Consider the following 17,370-nt stretch of genomic DNA (forward strand, 5'->3'; position numbering starts at 1 on the left):
GGGAGAACATCATGTCGATCGAGTTCATCGGCTTTATCGCCAACAGTAATGCGTCCGAGACCATCGTGCGTCAGGGTCCGGTGCTCGATCCGGTTTATATCGAGACCGTCGCGAAGGCGCATGAGCTCGCGGGTTTCGACCGCGCGCTGCTGGCGTTCCATTCGACCACGCCGGATGCGCTCCAGGTCGCCCAGCATGTGCTGACCATCACCAAGTCGTTAAAAGTGATGATCGCGCAGCGGCCGGGCTTTACCGCGCCGACGCTGCTCGCGCGGCAGCTGGCGACGCTTGACCAGCTCTATGGAGGCCGCGTCTCGCTGCACGTCATCACGGGCGGCAATGCAGCCGAGCTCAGACAGGACGGCAACACGCTCGACGACAAGGACGAGCGTTACGCCCGCACCAGCGAGTTTCTCGACGTGGTGAAGCTGGAATGGACCAGCGAGAAGCCGTTCAACTACAGCGGCAAGTACTACAACGTCGAGAATGGTTTTTCGCAGGTGAAGCCGCTGCAGAAGGCCGGCATCTACACCTTCGTCGGCGGTGGCTCCGACGCTGCGATCGACGTCGCGGGCAAGCATGCCGACACCTTTGCGCTGTGGGGCGAATCCTACGCGCAGGTGCGCGACGTCACCGCGCGCGTTCACAATGCGGCCGTCAGGCAGGGCCGTCCGACGCCGCGATTCAGCCTCTCGGTGCGGCCGATCATCGCCCCGACCGAGAAGCAGGCCTGGGACAAGGCGGAAGAGATTCTTGCGCGCGCCACCGCGCTCCAGGACAAGACCGGCTATCGCAAGCCCGCTGACGGCCATGCCACCGCCGGCGCGCGGCGCCTGCTCTCGCTCGCCGACCAGGGCAGCCGCATCGACAAGCGGCTGTGGACCGAGATCGCAAAGCTCACCGGCGCCAACAGCAACACCACCGCGCTGGTCGGCACGCCCGAGCAGGTCGCCGAGGTCTTCGGCGACTATTACGACCTCGGCGTCAGCCATTTTCTGATCCGCGGCTTCGACCCCCTGATCGACGCCATCGAATACGGCCGCGAGCTGATCCCGCTGACGCGCGAGGTGATCGCCAAGCGCCAGGCCGTTCGCGGCGAGGCGGCGGAATGATCCGCCTCATGCTGGCCGGCGCGCTGCTGTTCGGCTCGTTCGAGCTGGCAGCGGCGCAAACCACCTTGCGCGTCGGCGACCAGAAGGGCAATTCGCAGGCCGTCATGGAAGCGGCGGGCGTGCTCAAGGACGTGCCGTACAAGATCGAGTGGAAGGAGTTTCCGGCGGCTGCGCCGCTGCTCGAAGCGCTCAGCGCCGGCGCGATCGAGACCGGGCTCGTTGGCGACGCACCCTTCACCTTCGCCGCCGCCTCAGGCGCGCCGGTGAAGGCGATCGCCGCGATCCGGCAGACGCGCGAGGGGCTTGCCATCCTCGTGCCCGAGAATTCGCCGATCAAGAGCTTTGCGGACTTGCGCGGCAAGAAGATCGCGACTGGCCGTGGCTCGATCGGGCATCAGCTGATCCTTGCCGCGCTCGAGAAGAACGGTTGGGCTGCGGCTGACGTGCAGATTGCGTTCCTGGCGCCGTCCGATGCCAAGATCGCCTACACGCAAGGCTCCGTCGACGCGTGGTCGACCTGGGAGCCTTATGTCAGCCAGGAGGAGGTGTTGTTCAAGTCGCGCCGCGTCATCACCTCGGAGGGCCTGACGCCGGGGCTGAGCTTTCAGGTGGCGCGGCCCGATGCGATCCGCGACAAGCGCGCGGAGCTGACCGACTTCATCCGGCGCCTCACCGCGGCGCGGGCGTGGTCGCTGAACAATATCGACAGCTATGCGGCAACCTGGGGCAGGCTGATGAACATCCCGACCGCCGTGCCGCAGAACTGGCTGTCGCGCGCAAAAATCCGGATCGCGCCGATCGATGACGATGTGGTCGCGGACGAGCAGAGCACGATCGATCTTTATTTCCGCTGGGGCCTTATCAAGCAGAAGCTCGATGCGGCCGAGGTCGTAGATCGCTCGTTCTCGGATGCGATTGCGAAGGCAGGGCTGTAGGGCACCCGGGTGTCCCGGACGCGACGCTTACCCCTCTCCCCTTGCGGGAGAGGGCGGCTCGCCGCGTAGCGGCGAGACGGGTGAGGGGTTCTCTCCGCGAGTAGTCTCTCACATTGAAGTGAGCCGATAGAACCCCTCATCCGGCGCTTCGCGCCACCTTCTCCCGCAAGGGGAGAAGGAGTGCGGCGAGCGTTGGTCTTTCCTCGAAACGATCCTTCTGCATTCCGCGCTCATGACAACACCCGCGTTGCTATTTGCACGACCTCCCTTGCGCCGCGCTCCATCCCGGCAAAAATCATAACGACGACCACATCGGGAGACCGGCCATGGGCCTGCAAGAAACAAAAATCGAATCGCTTCCCTTCGTCACCGCCGAACTCAACTATCTCGCGCCGGTTTCCGGCAAGCCGCGTACCTATGCCTTCGATCCGCCGCCTGGCGAGCCCAAGAGCACGTCGTTGCCGGAGCCGCATCAGGTCCCGATCTTCGATGCGCGACTGATCGCGCAGAATTTCTCGCTCGACCGCGAAGGTTTTGCGCTGGTGCGGCATCCAACCCAGGTCAAGGACTTCAGCAACGACGACGAGGTGAGGGCGGTCTACTATCCCGCCGTCGAGGCCTTCCTGCGCGCAACGCTGAAAGCCGACCGCGTCGTTATCTTCGACCATACCGTGCGCAGGCGGGTCGAGGGCGCCGCGGATATTCGCGACGGTGGCCCGCGTCAGCCGGCAACACGCGTCCACGTCGACCAGACCGCCGGCTCGGGCGCCAACCGCGTGCGCGAGCATCTGCCCGATGAGGCCGAGGAGCTGCTGAAAGGCCGCGTCCAGGTGATCAATCTGTGGCGGCCGATCCGTGGTCCATTGCGCGACTCACCGCTCGCGATGGCCGACGGCACGACGGTGGCGCCCGACGATCTCGTCGCCTCCGATCTGATCTATCCCAACCGCCGCGGCGAGACTTATTCGGTGAAATACAATCCGAACCATCGCTGGTTCTATTTCCCGGAGATGACGGCGGACGAAGCGCTGCTGCTCAAGTGCTACGATTCCGCGACGGACGGCCGCACCCGCTTCGGGCCGCACACCGCGTTCGTCGATCCCACAACGCCGCCCGATGCGGCACCGCGCGAAAGTATCGAGGTTCGGACGCTCGTGTTTCACAAACAGTAACAATGTGTGATGGCACCGCCGGGCGCGACCCGGCGGCGCCTGAGGAACCCACGGGAACCAACAAACGTTGCTGCGCGGGGCAGGGCCAACCGGGAGCGGTGCCGTGCGAGCGCAGACCACGCTATTTTCTTGCCTTGCCACTTTTTCGCTTTCTGCAGTTTCCTTTGCCCAGGCCGAGAGCGGGCTTGCCTCCTATTACGGATACGGAAAAGCCGGAAAAGGCGAGCTGACCTGCGCGCACCGGACGCGCCCCTTCGGAAGCGTGCTGAGGGTGTCGTACGGGAGCCGCTCGATTCAATGCCGGGTCAACGATCGCGGCCCCTTCATCCGCGGCCGGATCGTCGATCTCTCGGTGCCGGCCGCCAAGGCGTTGGGCATGATGAGCGCCGGCGTGGTGCGGGTCTCGGTGGAATAGGTCCGCCGGCGCGCTATAGTGCCGCCCAAAGCATGGGTCAGGGGGCGCTATGGCCAGGATCAGGGTGGGACTCGTCGGCTGCGGCTTCGTGTCGGAGCTGCATATGTATGCGTTCCGGCGCGTCTACGGCGTGGATGTCGAGGTCGCGGCGGTCGCTGCGCGCGGCGACCATGTCGTCGAGTTTGCACATCGCCACCAGATCCCGCGGGTCTATCGCGGCTTCGCCGAGCTGATCGCAGACCGCGAGCTCGACGTCATCGACATCTGCACGCCGCCCAATCTGCATGCCGAAATGGTCGTCGCCGCCATGCAGGCCGGCAAGCACGTGATCTGCGAAAAGCCGTTCGCCGGCTATTTCGGCCGCGACGGCGACCGGCAGCCGATCGGCAAGCATGTGCCGAAGGCGCTGATGTATGAGCGCGTGCTGGAGGAGATGGACGCCACGCGCGCCGCGATCGAGCGCACCGGAAAGCTCTTCATGTATGCCGAGGACTGGATCTACGCGCCCGCGGTGACCAAGACCGCGGAGATCATCAAGGCGACGAAAGACAAAATCCTGTTCATGAAGGGCGAGGAGAGCCATTCCGGCTCGCACGCGGCCCACGCCGCACAATGGGCGATGACCGGCGGCGGCTCGCTGATCCGGATGGGCTGCCATCCGCTCTCCGCCGTGCTGTATCTCAAACAGGTCGAGGCCAAGGCGCGCGGCGAGACCATCCGCGTCGCCAGCGTCAGCGGCGATGTCGGCAACGTCACGGCTGTCCTGAAGCCGGAGGAGCGTACCTACATCAAGGCAAATCCTGTTGACGTTGAGGATTGGGGTACGCTGACCGCGACGTTTTCGGACGGCACCAAGGCCACCGTGTTCTCCGGCGACATGATCATGGGCGGCGTCCGTAATCTGATCGAGACCTACACGTCAGGCGGCTCGCTGTTCGCCAACATCACGCCGAACAATCATTTGATGAGCTACCAGACCTCCGAGGAGAAGCTCGCCTCCGTCTACATCACCGAGAAGATCGACCGCAAAACGGGCTGGCAATATGTCTGCCTCGAAGAGGAGTGGACGCGCGGCTATCTCCAGGAGATCCAGGACTTCATGGAATGCGCCGCGACGGGACGGCAGCCGCTGTCGGACCTCGCGCTGGCGTATGAGACGATCAAGGTGAACTATGCGGGATACTGGGCGGCGGAGGAGGGACGGCGGGTGGTGTTGTAGGGCGTGACAACGCCGATCTAGCTGAACCTGGTGCGTCCGTATTCAACGCCTCCCGAGTGTCGTCAATGAGAAGCGCTGTGCGTCGCCTGGTCTCGCCAGCGACCTTGCCGCGACAAGGGCGCGAGCCTCATCGAGCGAATAGGCGCAGACTGTGAACAGCGGCTTCGGGCTCTGGCCGGGGATCGGCTGAAGGACTGTGAAGGGCTTCGGATTTCGCATGGCTTGCTCCGGGCTTGCGGACGACGATGCAGTCCTGTCCCGGTTCGGCCACCAGTGGGCGATGCAGTAAAACCAAGCTTTCGCCCCGAAATTCATTATCCGACACTGATTGCGGGGCCTGATAGCCGCCGCCGAGGTCGCGGCTAAAGTCGCTCCGTTGTGCCAAGGACCCGTCCCAGCCCATCGTAGCGCTTGACGAGGGGGCATGACTGGCAAATCTTTGTCGCGTTATTGGCACGGTCTGTTTGGATATGGATTAAATCATTGTGGAAAGTTCAGCTCAAACTACGCTTGGAAATACACTCGTCTCGCTCCTGATCTGGGCCTGCATGGCGAGCGCTGCGTTGGCTCAATCTGGCAGTGCAGGCGGGAGTATCTCGAATGATGAGAAATCCCTTTCCGGCTTGCGGCAGGCACCGCGCACGGTGGAGCCTGAGAAGCCCGCACGACGCAGCAAGCCCGAAGCCGCCCGGAAAAGCGGTGGTGGTGGTAGCGGTGTTAGCAAGTTCGACGGCGTGTGGCTCGTTACTGCAGTGGGCTGCGGTACCACCACCACGTCGACAGTCGTCGTCTCCGGCGGAAGCGTCAGTGGCGGGGGTGCCACCGGAACGATCAACGCCAACGGGGTCGGCCACTCCGTCGGCATCTACGATGGGGTCACCGTCACCGGTACCAGCTTTACTTCGGGCAATCGAGGCACCGGAACGTTCAGAGCATCGACTGGCTGTACAGGCACAGTCACCTCAATCAAACAGTAAAACGATTGCCTATTTGGGGAGGTGCGACCTACTCACCCGTCTCACCGCTTCGCGGCGAGCCACCCTCTCCCGCAAGGGGAGAGGGTGCACCGTCGTCGCGGCGCGTAGCCTCACGTCCCGTAGGTCGATCCCTTCGGCAGCGGAAACACCGGGTCTTGCGTCCTGATGTTCGTCGGCCACACCACCGAGATGTGCTCGCCGGCATTCTGCATCACGACGGGGGTCGAGCGTTCGTTCTGGCCGGAGAGCGGCGTGCCCGGTGGGAAGAACTTTACACCATAGCCCTGGATGGTGCCGCCGGCGGGAATGTCTACGTCGAGCGCGGCCTTGCGAATGGCCTCGGGCTCGAAGCTGCCGTACTTTTCCTTGGCGACCGGCAGCACGCTGTTGAGCAGAATCCAGGTCTGGTTGAAACCCATCGAGCAGTGCGGCGGCACGTCGGTCGCGCCGGTCTTGGCCTGGTAGCGCGTGACCATGGTCTTGGTCAGATCGCCGATTCCAGGCGCAAGCTTGGCGGAATCGAGCAGTTGCGCCGGCACCGGATCGATGTTGCAGAAATTGTCGATGTCGGGGCCGAAGGTCGCGCGCAACTTGTCGAGCTGGCTGTAGCCGGCGCCCGCGCCGAACAGCATCTTGAAGCGCAGGCCGCTCTCGCGGGCCTGACGCAGGAACAGGGTGATGTCGGGGTTGTAGCCGGCATGCGAGATCACATCGACCTTGGCGCGCTTGAGCTTGGTCACAAGCACCGAGAGATCGGGCGCGGACGCCGAATAGCCTTCGCGCATCACCACCTGGATGCCCGCCTGCTTGGCATAGGCCTCGTCGGCCGCCGCGACGCCGACGCCGTAAGGCCCGTCCTCGTGGATCAGCGCAACCTTGACGTCCTTCGGGTCCATGCCGAGCTTGCCTTGCGCGTGCTCGGCGACGAAGCCCGCGAAGGCCTGGCCGTACTGGTCGGAATGGATCTGCGCGCGAAACACGTATTGCAGGTTCTTGTCCTTGAACACGGCGGTCGAGACCGCTGTCGTGATCCAGAGGATCTTCTTCTGCTGCTCGACCTTCGCGGCCATCGGCACCGCATGCGCGCTGGAATAGACCCCGTTGATGATGTCGATCTTTTCCTGGCTGATCAGCCGCTCGGCCTCGTTGATCGCCACGTCCGCCTTGCTCTGCGAGTCCGCCGCGACCGGCACGATCTTGGTCTTGCCGCCGATGCCGCCCTTTTCGTTGACGAGGTCGATCGCGATCTGCGCGCCGACCGAGGAGGCGACCGAGCCGCCAGCGGCGAACGGACCGGTGAGGTCGTAGATCAGGCCGATGCGTAAATTTTCGGCTTGCGCCTGGGCCCGTGTCCAATCGAGGCTGAGTGCGGCGGCGGCAGCCGCCGAGCTCTTCAGCAGCTGCCTGCGTGAAGTCGGCATCCTATCCTCCCTCAAGAACCGTTTTATGATTTGGTCTTGTTATTCTTTTTCGAAGTATGGGGAGGGGGGCGGTGGAAAGTCAACATGGCGAAAGTCGGGGTCCCGCCTCCGCGGCGCAGAACGCAATTGCGAAATGGGCGGCGACGAGACCCGCGCTATTGTTTCAAGCGACGGGCGAGATAGCCGGCGGTCTTCCCGCCGGCCTTGGCCACCTCGCGCGGTGTCCCTGACGCAACAATGCGGCCGCCTTCATCGCCGGCGCCGGGGCCGAGGTCGATAATCCAGTCGCTGTGAGAGACGACATCCATGTCATGCTCGACCACGACCACGCTGTTGCCGGCGTCCACGATGCGCTCGAGCTGGGCGATCAGTCGCTCGACATCCTTGGGATGCAGACCGGTGGTCGGCTCGTCCAGGACATAGAGCGTGTGACCGCGTTGCGGCCGCATGAGCTCGGTCGCGAGCTTGATGCGCTGGGCTTCGCCACCCGACAGTTCGGTCGCGGACTGACCGAGACGAATATAGCCGAGCCCGACTTCGCGGACGACCGATAGCGACCGGTTGAGAGTTGGATCTTCGCGGAAGAATTCGAAGGCCTCGTCGACGCGCATCATCAGCACATCCGCGATGGATTTTCCGCGGACCTTCACCTCCAGCGTCTTGTCGTTGTAACGCGCGCCCTTGCAGGTCGGGCAGGGTGCGTAGACGCTGGGCAGGAACAGAAGCTCGACGCAGACAAATCCTTCGCCTTCGCAGGTGCTGCATCGGCCTTTCGCGACATTGAAAGAGAAGCGCCCGGCATCGTAGCGGCGGGACTTTGCCTGCGGCGTCGCGGCGAACAGCCGCCGGACGTGGTCGAACAGGCCGGTATAGGTCGCAAGGTTCGATCGTGGCGTGCGGCCGATCGGCCTCTGGTCCACCACCACGAGGCGATCGATCTGGTCGAGGCCGGCGACAATCTTGCCGCCCAATGTCTCGATCGTGGGTGCTGCCAGGCTGTCGTCGTCCGCGTCCGCGGCCTGTGTATGGCCGAGATGCTCCGCCACGGCATCGACGAGGAATTGGCCGATCAGGCTCGATTTGCCCGAGCCCGACACGCCGGTCACGCTGGCGAGAACCCTGAGCGGGACATCGACGTCGAGACCGCGCAGATTGTTGCGGGTCACCCCCCGGATCTTCAGGTGGCCCTTCGACTCGCGGCGGACCGTCGGCAGTGGCTTTCGTGGATGCGCGAGATAATGGGCGGTTCGCGATTGTGCGACCTGCCCGAGCCCTGCGGGGGGCCCGCTATAGAGGATTTTCCCGCCGCCCTCGCCAGCATCCGGCCCGACGTCGACCAGCCAGTCGGCATGCCTGATCACCTCGATCTCGTGTTCGACCACAAAGATCGAATTGCCTGCATGCTTCAACCGGTCCAGCGCCCGCAGCAGCGCCTCGGTGTCGGCGGGATGCAGACCTGCCGACGGTTCGTCGAGCACGTAGACGACGCCGAACAGGTTGGAGCGGACCTGTGTCGCAAGCCGCAGCCGCTGCAACTCGCCCGGCGACAGCGTCGGCGTACTGCGCTCGCAAGCGAGATAGCCAAGCCCGAGATCGAGCAGGACCGCCAGTCGCGCCGACAGATCCTCGCAGATGCGCCTGGCGACGATGGTCTTCTCCGATGCCCCATCCGTCGAAGCCTTCGCGAATGGCTTCATCACCTCCTGCAGCTTCTTGAGCGGCAGATGCGACATCTCGGCGATATCAAGGCCGGCGAATTTGACCTTGAGCGCCTCGGGCTTCAATCGCGTGCCGTGGCAGGTCGGGCAGTCCTGGGTGATCATGAATTGCGCGACGCGGCGCTTCATCATCGCACTCTCGGACTTGGCATAGGTCTGCATCACGTAGTGCTTGGCGCCGGTGAACGTGCCTTGGTAGCTCGGCTCCTCCTTGCGGCGGAGGGCTCGTTTGACTTCGGCCAAGTCGTAACCGGCATAGACGGGAACGGTCGGCTGCTCCTCCGTGAACAGGATCCAGTCGCGGTCCTTCCGGGGCAGCTCACGCCAGGGCTTGTCAACGTCGTAGCCTAGCGTCGTCAGGATGTCCCGGAGGTTCTGTCCCTGCCAGGCACTCGGCCAGGCCGCGACGGCGCGCTCGCGAATGGTGAGGGTGTCGTCGGGCACCATGGATTTTTCGGTGACGTCGAGCATCCGGCCGATACCGTGGCAGGTCGGGCAGGCGCCTTCCGGCGTGTTCGGCGAGAACGACTCCGCATAGAGCATCGGCTGTCCGCGCGGGTAATCGCCGGCACGGGAATAGAGCATCCTGAGCAAGTTCGAGATGGTGGTCACGCTGCCGACGGACGACCTCGTCGTCGGTGCGCCGCGCTGCTGCTGGAGCGCGACGGCGGGCGGCAGGCCTTCGATGTCGTCGACCTCAGGGATCTGCATCTGGTGGAAGAGGCGGCGCGCGTAAGGCGACACCGATTCCAGATATCGCCGTTGCGCCTCGGCGTAGATCGTCCCGAAGGCGAGCGAGGATTTTCCGGAGCCCGACACGCCCGTGAACACGACGAGGGCGTTGCGCGGAATACTGACGTCGACGTTCCTGAGATTGTGCTCACGCGCGCCGCGCACGCGAACGAAGCCGTCGTCCTGCATCAGGCCATCGGGTCGTCTTGGTCGGTCGTCCATCTGGCTGCTCCGGCCCACGCATGGGAGGTTAACGGCAGGATCGCAGGATGGGTCCACCGATGACAGCGTACCGGTGGCGTTCTGCACAAAACAAAGGCCCGTCGCGGCTGTAGCGACGGGCCTTGCAAAGGCGATGGGGCGCTCGGGACCGAGCCCGGTGCCCAGTCCGGCGTATTACTGCGACAGCTTCACGAAGCTCGGAAACTTCAGCTTGCCTTCCGCGATCTTCTCGGGCCAGACCACGACCTGCTTGGAGTCCTGCCACTGGAAGACCAGACCGGATACGGTCGTCGGACCCGATTTGATGCCGTGGGTGAACTCGTCGTCCTTGCCGTAGAATTGGATGCGGCCGATCGTGCCCTCGTAGTCGGTCTTTTCGAGTTCGGCGACCATCTTGTCGGGATCGGTCGAGCCCGCGCGCGTGATCGCCTCCGTGATGAAGTAGACCTCGTCATACGCGGTGTAGCCGGTATAAGCCGGCGGCGAGCCGAACTTGGCCTTGAACGCGGCCGCGAACGGTTTCGTCTTGGAGGTCACGGCAACGTCAGGCGTTGCGACCGCCAGCGACGGGACGCCGTCGGCGGCGCCATTGGTGTCCTTCCAGAAGGTCGGGCTCAGCGCCTGCGCGCTGATGCCGAACATCGGGATCGGCACTTGCTGGTTCTTCCACTGCACCGTCGGCTGCACGCCGACATGCGAGATGCCGGTGACGATCACGTCCGGCTTCTTGCCCTCGATATTGTTGAAGATCGGCGTGAAGTCGGTGGTGTCAGGCGAGAACCGCACGTGCTCGACCACCTTGAGGCCTGCTTTCGGAAGACAGGCCTCGTAGCCGACGTCGAGCGGCTTGGTCCAGGCGGCGTCCTCGCTCATGATCGCGACCGTCTTGAACTTGAGCTTGTCGACCAGGAGATCCTTGGCGGCGTCGCAGACGAGCTGCGCTTGCGCGGCCGAAGTCAGATAACCGTGGAAAGTGTACTTGTTCTTCTCGTAGTCGTTATGGATCGCCTTGGTGATCTCGTTCGAGGCGGCGCCGGGGGTGATCAGCGGCATCTTCAGCCGCGCCGCCCAGGGTTCGAGCGCGAGGACGACCTCGCTGATATAGCTTGCGATCACGGCGGAGACCTTGTCCTCGCTCACCGCGCGCTGGAACGCACGCACCGAGTCCGCCGAGGAGCTTTTGTTGTCGTAGGTCACGATCTCGATCTTGCGGCCGAGAATGCCGCCCTTGGCGTTGATTTCGTCGGCGGCGATCTGCGCGCCGCCAGGCGTCGCGGCACCCGCGATCGACTGCACTTCGGCGATGACGCCGATCTTGATGGGTTCGTTCGACTGCGCGTAGGCGGGAGCAGCGAGGCACAGCGCCAGCGCGGAGGCGAGGAGAAAGCTGCCGCTCAAATTCGTCGATGGTCGCATGGTCGTTTCCCTTTTGCTTGTTTGTTGTTGATATGCGCGAACTAGAGAAAATCGGCGCCAGCCTCCGCGGCGAAGCGGCCAGGATCGCCCTCCCAGACGATCCTTGCATGTTCGAGCACATAGACGCGGTCGGCATGCGGAAGCGCGAAGGTCACGTTCTGCTCGCCGAGCAGCACCGTGATCGACGTCGTCTGCCGCAGCCTCGTTAGGGCCTTGGACAGGAGTTCGAGAATGACGGGGGCGAGGCCCAGCGTCGGCTCGTCCAGGATCAGGATCTGCGGCTGCATCATCAGCGCGCGGCCGATCGCAAGCATCTGCTGCTCGCCACCGGAGAGCGTTTGCGCCATCTGGCCTTGGCGCTCTTTCAGGATCGGGAATAGCTCGAACAGCCAGGCAAGCTGTGCCGCGCGCTTGTCGTCGGCGAGGTGTTGCCCGCCGAGATCGAGGTTTTCGCGCACGCTCATCTCGCCGAACAGCTCGCGCGATTCCGGGCACTGCACGAGGCCGCTGCGGGCGATTTTCGCTGGGCTCGTGCCGCGCAGCTTCTCGCCGTTGCGTACGATCTCGCCGGTATAAGGCAGGAAGCCGGAGATGGTGTTGAACAGTGTGGTCTTGCCGGCGCCGTTGAGGCCGACAATGGAGACGAACTCGCCCTCGTGGACGTGGATCGAGACGTTCTCCAGCGCCTGCGCCTTGCCGTAGAACACGCTGACGTTCTCGACCTGGAGCAGCGGCACCTTGTCCTTGAAGCTGGTCTCGGGCCGCGCATGGGTCTCGATGGCGCCGCCGAGATAGACCCGCCGCACCGTCTCGTTCTTCATGACATCCTCGGCTTTGCCGGTGACGATCTCCTCGCCGAGATACATCGCGAGCACGCGGTCGACCAGCGCCGCGACGCTCTTGACGTTGTGGTCGACCAGCATCACCGCGCGGCCCTCGTCGCGAAAACTGCGGATCAGGTCGGAGAAGATTTCGACCTCCGCCCGCGTCAGCCCGGCAAAGGGCTCGTCCACCAGCACGACTTTGGGGTCGCGCGCGATCGCCTTGGCCAGCTCGAGCCGGCGCAGGTCGGCGAAGGGCAGCGTCGGCGGGCGGCGGTTCATCACGTTGCCGAGGCCGACGCGGTCGGCAATCCATTTGGCGCGCTCGACCAGCGCCTTGTCGGGAAACAGCATGAACAGGCTGTCCGGCAGCAGCGCGACCATGATGTTCTCCAGCACGGTCTGCCGGTTCAGCGGCCGCGAATGCTGGAACACCATGCCAAAGCCTTTGCGCGCGATCTTGTGCGCGGGAAGGCCGGCGACGTCCTCGCCCTCGAAGATCACTTCGCCGGCGGTCGGGCGCTCGATGCCCATCACGCTCTTCATCGCGGTCGACTTGCCCGAGCCGTTCGGCCCGATCAGGCCAAAGATCTCGCCGCTATTGACCTCGAAGCCGAGGTTCTTCACCGCCGTCAATCCGCCGAAGCGCTTGGTCAGGCCACGGACTTCGAGCACGGCCCTGTTTGAAGTTCGCATATCCATCACGAGCGCGCCTCACGCGAGAGGGCCGCTCCGAGGAAGCCGCCGGGGAAGAACAGCACGACGAGCAGCGCGACGGCCGAAACGATGAAGGTCGCTAGCTCGCCGGTCGGGCGCAGGAACTCGCCGGCGACGATCAGGAAGATCGCGCCCAGCGCCGCGCCAAGCACGGTGCGCCGGCCGCCGAGCACGGCTGAGACGATCACGTTGACGCCGACTGCGACGTCGACGACGGTGCCGACCGAAGCGGTGCCGAAATAGAACACCAGCAGCGCGCCTGATAACCCCGAGAAGAACGCGCTGACGATGAAGGCGGCGAGCTTGTGCTTGACGATGTTGAAGCCGAGCGCGCCGGCCTGCACCGGATCCTGGCCGCTGGCTTGCAGCACCAGGCCGATCGGCGACTGCGACAGGCCATAAAGAATAGCCGCCGAGATCGTCATGAAGCCGAGCGCGATCCAGTAATTGACCCCGGCGTTGATGGAGATGACGTCGGGAATGGTCAGGCCGATCTCTCCGCCGGTGAGGTCGGCAAACACCACGATGAAATTCTGCAGCATCAGTACCGCGACCAGCGTGGTCAGGCCGAAATACGGTCCGCGCACCCGAAGCGCCGGCAGCGCCAGCACGAGGCCCGCGATGACGGAGGCGAGCGCGCCGAGCACGATGCAAGCGTAAACCGACCAGCCGAACTGGGCATTCAGGATGCCGGCGGTGTAGGCACCGACGCCGATCAGGAAGGTCGGCCCGAAATTGACCTCGCCGGCGAAGCCGAACAGCAGGTCCCAGGCCATCGCGAACACGCCGAAATAGAAAGCGACGGTGAGGAGCCCGAGCACGTAGCCGGAGACGTAGAGCGGCAGCGTCGCCGCGATGACGACCAGCGCAAGCGAGATGAAGAACAGGCGGGTCGTAAAGAAGCTGGCCATCTCAGCGCCTCCCCAGAAGGCCCTGGGGCCGGATGTACATCACGAACACGAGCAGCAGCAGCGCCGGAATGGTGCGGTAGGCCGGCGAGATCAGGTAGGCCGTGAGCGTTTCGAGATAGCCGACCACGAAGGCCGCGATCAGCGAGCCGGAGACGCTGCCGAGGCCGCCGAGCACGACGATCGAGAACGCGCTCGCGGTCAGCGGTCCGACGCTGTAGGAGCTGACGCCGAGGAACATCCCGAGCAGCACGCCGGCGATGCCGGCGAGGATGCCGTAGATCGCCCATACCACGACGTAGATGTTGGTGAGCTCGAGGCCGAGCAGGGTGACGCCACGTGGGTTCATCGAGGCGGCCAGCACCGCCTTGCCGGTGCGGGTGCGGTTCACCAGGAGCCACAACAGCGCGATGACGAAGCAGCACACGATCGCGGTAAAGATCTCGTTCCTGGGCGTGCGTACGCCGAGGATCTCGACGACGCCCTCGACGATCGGCAGCACGGTCTTGGCGTTGTTGGTGAAGAAATAAGCGATCACCTCCTGGATCATGATCCCCCACAGCAGCGTGCCGGTGAGGACGAAGATCTCCTTCTCTTCATTCGGGATGCGCCGGGAGTCCTGGATCGGCTTCACCACCGCGAAATAGGTCGCAAAGGATGTGAGGAGGGCGACACCGACGCCGATCAGCGCGCCGGCATAGGTGCCGACATTCAGGATGCTGGCGGCGGCCCAGGCCGCCACCGCTGCCGCCACCATGATGGCCCCGTGGGAGAGGTTGAGGACGCCGGAGACGCCGAAGATCAGCGTGAAGCCGGTGGCACCGAGAGCATAGAGAGCGCTGATGGCAAAGCCATCGATCAGAATCTGGAAAGCACGCATCTAGGGTTGGCAATCTGATTTATGAGAGACGATGTTGCTGGCGCAACGTGCTGCGGGGCCGCATGTGGAAGCTCCCGGGAGCTGGTCCCGGGAGCGTGTCCTGCTAGTTCGAGAGCTTGATGAAGCTCGGGAACTTGATGTCGACCTTGGCGACTTCCTTGGGCCAGACCGCGCTCTGCTTGCCGCCCTGCCATTGCAGCATCAGCCCGGTGATCAGGCCCTTGCCGTATTTGATCGAGTGCGTGAACGGATCGTCCTTGCCGTAGAACTGGACGCGGCCGATCGTGCCTTCCCAGTCCGTCGTCTCAAGCGCGGCGACCAGCTTGTCGGCGTCGGTCGAGCCCGCGCGCTTCACGGCGTCGGCGATGTAGTAGACCTCGTCATAGGCGGTGTAGCCGGCATAGGACGGATAGTTGCCGAACTTCTTCTTGAAGGCTTCAGCGAACGGCACCGATTTCGGCGTCACCGCGACGCCTGGCCCGGAGACGCCCTGATAGAGCACGCCTTCCGCCGCCTGATTGGTGTCCTTGCCAAAAGTCTCGTTGGTAGCCTGCGAGGCGATGCCGAACATCGGGATCGGCACCTGCTGGTTCTTCCACTGCACCGTCGGCTGCACGCCGACGTGCGAGATGCCGGTGATGATCACGTCGGGCTTGGAGCCCTCGATCTTGTTGAAGATCGGTGTGAAGTCGGTGGTATCAGGCGAGAAGCGGATGTGGTCGAGCACCTTCAGCCCGATCTTTGGCAGGCATTCCTCGTAGCCGATGTCGAGCGGCTTGGTCCAGGCGGCGTCCTCGCTCATGATGACGGCGGTCTTCATGTGCATCTTGTCGACCAGCAGGTCCTTGGCGCCGTCGCAGACAGAAAGCGCCAGCGCGGCGGAGGTTAGATAGCCGTGGAAGGTGTATTTGTTCTTCTCGTAGTCGGCATGCACGCTCTTGCTGATCTCGTTGGACGCGGCACCGGGCGTGACGAACGGCGTCTTCAGCCGCGAGGCCCAGGGCTCCAGCGCCAGCACGACTTCGCTGATGTAGCTGGCGATGACCGCATTGACCTTGTCCTCGTTTACCGCGCGCTGGAATGCGCGCACCGAATCTGCCGAGGACGAGTGATTGTCGTAAGAGACGATCTCGATCTTGCGGCCGTCGACGCCACCATTGGCGTTGATCTCGTCGGCGGCGAGCTGTGCCGCCTGAGGGATGGAGGCGCCGGCAATCGCCTGCGCTTCTGCGATCACACCGATCTTGATCGGGTCGGCCGCAAGTGCCGCGCCTGACGTCATCAACACAGCGGCCGCGGCGGTACCGAGTGCTATTCGCAACGCAACAGAGAGCGGTTTCTTCATCTTGTTCTCTCCCTTAACAGGCCTCTTATGAGCCATTATGCCGCGACTATACCGGCGGAGACATTCTCGGCAAGTGAAACCGCGTCCAGGATCGTGAGGCACGGACTAAAGTCTAGCGCTGCGCAAATAGCGGGCAGGAAAGCTGTCGGACCCGTTTCACGCGTAGGCATGCAGATTTCGTTGGTAGGCATGCGCAGCTATCGCGGGCGCACAGCAACGCGATCGATGAATGCGATGCCGTCGCGTCGGCTCAGCGCGCTCGCAGCAGCGATGGATCGAGCGGCGCGAGCCGGGCCGGATCAAATGGCGAGATGTCGAGGTTGCGCGTCGCACCCTCCGCGATCAGTTGCGCCATGGCCTCGCCTGTAGCGGGCGCATTCAGGATGCCCCATACATTGTGCCCGGTCGCAACATAGAGACCTTCACTTTGCGGCACCTTGCCGATCAGCGGCAGGCCGTCCTCTGTCACCGGCCGGAAGCAGGCTTGCTGCGCAATGATCCTCTCGGAGCGGAACAGGGGCGACAGCCGCTCGGACATGGTTTGCAGGCGCGCGATCGCGTCGTGGTCCGGCGTCACGGCAGCCGGATCGAGCGGAAGCGGCGCGATGTCGGAGAGAGCGGTGATATGCGTGCTGCCGTCGGCGCGAGGAAAGACCTCGATCGACACGGCACTGCCATTCTCTTCAGACTCCAGGAACAGCGCATCGGCCGGCGCATCCGTGCCGGTGTCGTACACGATGCTTGGGCTGCGCTGGCCGTAGACGGCGGGCAGGCTCATCCATTGCGCGGCGAGCAGTGACCATGGTCCCATCGCGATCACGACGGCGTCCGCCTCGACGATGCGGCCGTCGACCTCGACGCCCGTCGCGGTCGTGCCGTCCGCATCGCGCATGATACCGGTCACGTGGCCGATGCGAAGTTCGGCGTCTTGCGCGAGCGCCGCGTTCATCACGGCCGAGGTGAATTTTTTGGGGTGAACGATCGCGGTGGTCTCCGTCGTGCCGATGCGCTGCGTGATGATGACGCCGTTGCTGAGCCAGCCAAGCGCGGACGGTGTATCCCGGCGTGGATGGCCGTCGGCAGCAACGGAGCCGCTATAAGCGGTCATCGGGCGATAGCCCCAATCGCCTGCGATCTCATCCGGCAGTTGCGCATGGAGAGCAAAGCTCCGTCGTGCCAGCGCATCGAGCGGCGAGCCCTCGCACCAGTCGCGCGCGAGGAAGCCGCCCGCCTTACCTGACGCTGCGGCCGCGACGTCCGTCCGCTCCACGACGATGACATCGATGCCGTTCCGGCGGAGAAACCAGGCGGTGCAGGCGCCGATGACGCCGCCGCCGCAGATCACAACGCGCACGAATGC

Annotated in this window: 14 protein-coding genes; 6 read left to right on the forward strand and 8 right to left on the reverse strand. The window is 64.2% G+C overall.

What is annotated here, in order from left to right:
• Positions 1 to 11 precede the first annotated feature (11 nt).
• The 6 genes from IVB40_RS07395 (at position 12) to IVB40_RS07420 (ending at position 5,830) form a co-directional block, all read left to right on the forward strand.
• Positions 12 to 1,112: an LLM class flavin-dependent oxidoreductase gene (locus tag IVB40_RS07395; protein WP_247402089.1), complete on the forward strand. Its 1,101-nt coding sequence runs from the start codon at positions 12 to 14 to the stop codon at positions 1,110 to 1,112.
• Positions 1,109 to 2,047, forward strand: coding sequence for an ABC transporter substrate-binding protein (locus IVB40_RS07400; protein ID WP_247818498.1), 939 nt, complete (start codon positions 1,109 to 1,111; stop codon positions 2,045 to 2,047). Before IVB40_RS07395 ends, IVB40_RS07400 begins: the two co-directional genes overlap by 4 nt.
• A 326-nt stretch (positions 2,048 to 2,373) precedes the next feature.
• Complete coding sequence (locus tag IVB40_RS07405) at positions 2,374 to 3,219, forward strand: CmcJ/NvfI family oxidoreductase (protein ID WP_247818499.1); 846 nt, start codon at positions 2,374 to 2,376, stop codon at positions 3,217 to 3,219.
• Between the two features lie 103 nt (positions 3,220 to 3,322).
• Positions 3,323 to 3,634 carry a septal ring lytic transglycosylase RlpA family protein gene (locus IVB40_RS07410; protein ID WP_007601095.1) on the forward strand — a complete coding sequence of 104 codons (312 nt, stop codon included), beginning with the start codon at positions 3,323 to 3,325 and terminating at the stop codon, positions 3,632 to 3,634.
• 49 nt (positions 3,635 to 3,683) lie between these two features.
• Positions 3,684 to 4,853, forward strand: coding sequence for a Gfo/Idh/MocA family oxidoreductase (locus IVB40_RS07415; protein WP_247818500.1), 1,170 nt, complete (start codon positions 3,684 to 3,686; stop codon positions 4,851 to 4,853).
• A 485-nt stretch (positions 4,854 to 5,338) separates the two neighbouring features.
• Positions 5,339 to 5,830 (forward strand): hypothetical protein, encoded by a 492-nt coding sequence (locus IVB40_RS07420; protein ID WP_245287893.1) that lies wholly within the window; start codon positions 5,339 to 5,341, stop codon positions 5,828 to 5,830.
• A gap of 110 nt (positions 5,831 to 5,940) precedes the next feature.
• Here the strand turns inward: IVB40_RS07420 and IVB40_RS07425 are convergent, their stop codons facing one another.
• The 8 genes from IVB40_RS07425 to IVB40_RS07460 form a co-directional block, all read right to left on the reverse strand.
• Positions 5,941 to 7,251: an ABC transporter substrate-binding protein gene (locus IVB40_RS07425; protein ID WP_027570849.1), complete on the reverse strand. Its 1,311-nt coding sequence runs from the start codon at positions 7,249 to 7,251 to the stop codon at positions 5,941 to 5,943.
• Between the two features lie 155 nt (positions 7,252 to 7,406).
• A complete protein-coding gene (uvrA, locus tag IVB40_RS07430) occupies positions 7,407 to 9,923 on the reverse strand; it encodes an excinuclease ABC subunit UvrA (RefSeq protein ID WP_247818501.1) in 2,517 nt (838 codons plus the stop codon).
• Between the two features lie 174 nt (positions 9,924 to 10,097).
• On the reverse strand, positions 10,098 to 11,339 hold the full coding sequence (locus IVB40_RS07435; protein WP_027570851.1) for an ABC transporter substrate-binding protein: 1,242 nt from the start codon (positions 11,337 to 11,339) through the stop codon (positions 10,098 to 10,100).
• Between the two features lie 41 nt (positions 11,340 to 11,380).
• Positions 11,381 to 12,862 carry an ATP-binding cassette domain-containing protein gene (locus tag IVB40_RS07440; protein WP_247818502.1) on the reverse strand — a complete coding sequence of 494 codons (1,482 nt, stop codon included), beginning with the start codon at positions 12,860 to 12,862 and terminating at the stop codon, positions 11,381 to 11,383.
• Positions 12,862 to 13,788, reverse strand: a complete 927-nt coding sequence (locus IVB40_RS07445) for a branched-chain amino acid ABC transporter permease (protein ID WP_027570853.1) — start codon at positions 13,786 to 13,788, stop codon at positions 12,862 to 12,864. The genes IVB40_RS07440 and IVB40_RS07445 overlap by 1 nt, the downstream gene beginning before the upstream one ends.
• Position 13,789: 1 nt before the next feature.
• The gene (locus IVB40_RS07450) at positions 13,790 to 14,665 is read right to left on the reverse strand and encodes a branched-chain amino acid ABC transporter permease (protein ID WP_027570854.1); all 876 of its coding nucleotides are present in this window, start codon (positions 14,663 to 14,665) and stop codon (positions 13,790 to 13,792) included.
• 103 nt (positions 14,666 to 14,768) lie between these two features.
• Positions 14,769 to 16,010: an ABC transporter substrate-binding protein gene (locus IVB40_RS07455; RefSeq protein ID WP_247288137.1), complete on the reverse strand. Its 1,242-nt coding sequence runs from the start codon at positions 16,008 to 16,010 to the stop codon at positions 14,769 to 14,771.
• A gap of 250 nt (positions 16,011 to 16,260) precedes the next feature.
• Complete coding sequence (locus IVB40_RS07460) at positions 16,261 to 17,364, reverse strand: FAD-dependent oxidoreductase (protein ID WP_247818503.1); 1,104 nt, start codon at positions 17,362 to 17,364, stop codon at positions 16,261 to 16,263.
• Positions 17,365 to 17,370 lie beyond the last annotated feature (6 nt).

The sequence above is a fragment of the Bradyrhizobium sp. 40 genome (assembly GCF_023100925.1).
GTDB lineage: Bacteria > Pseudomonadota > Alphaproteobacteria > Rhizobiales > Xanthobacteraceae > Bradyrhizobium.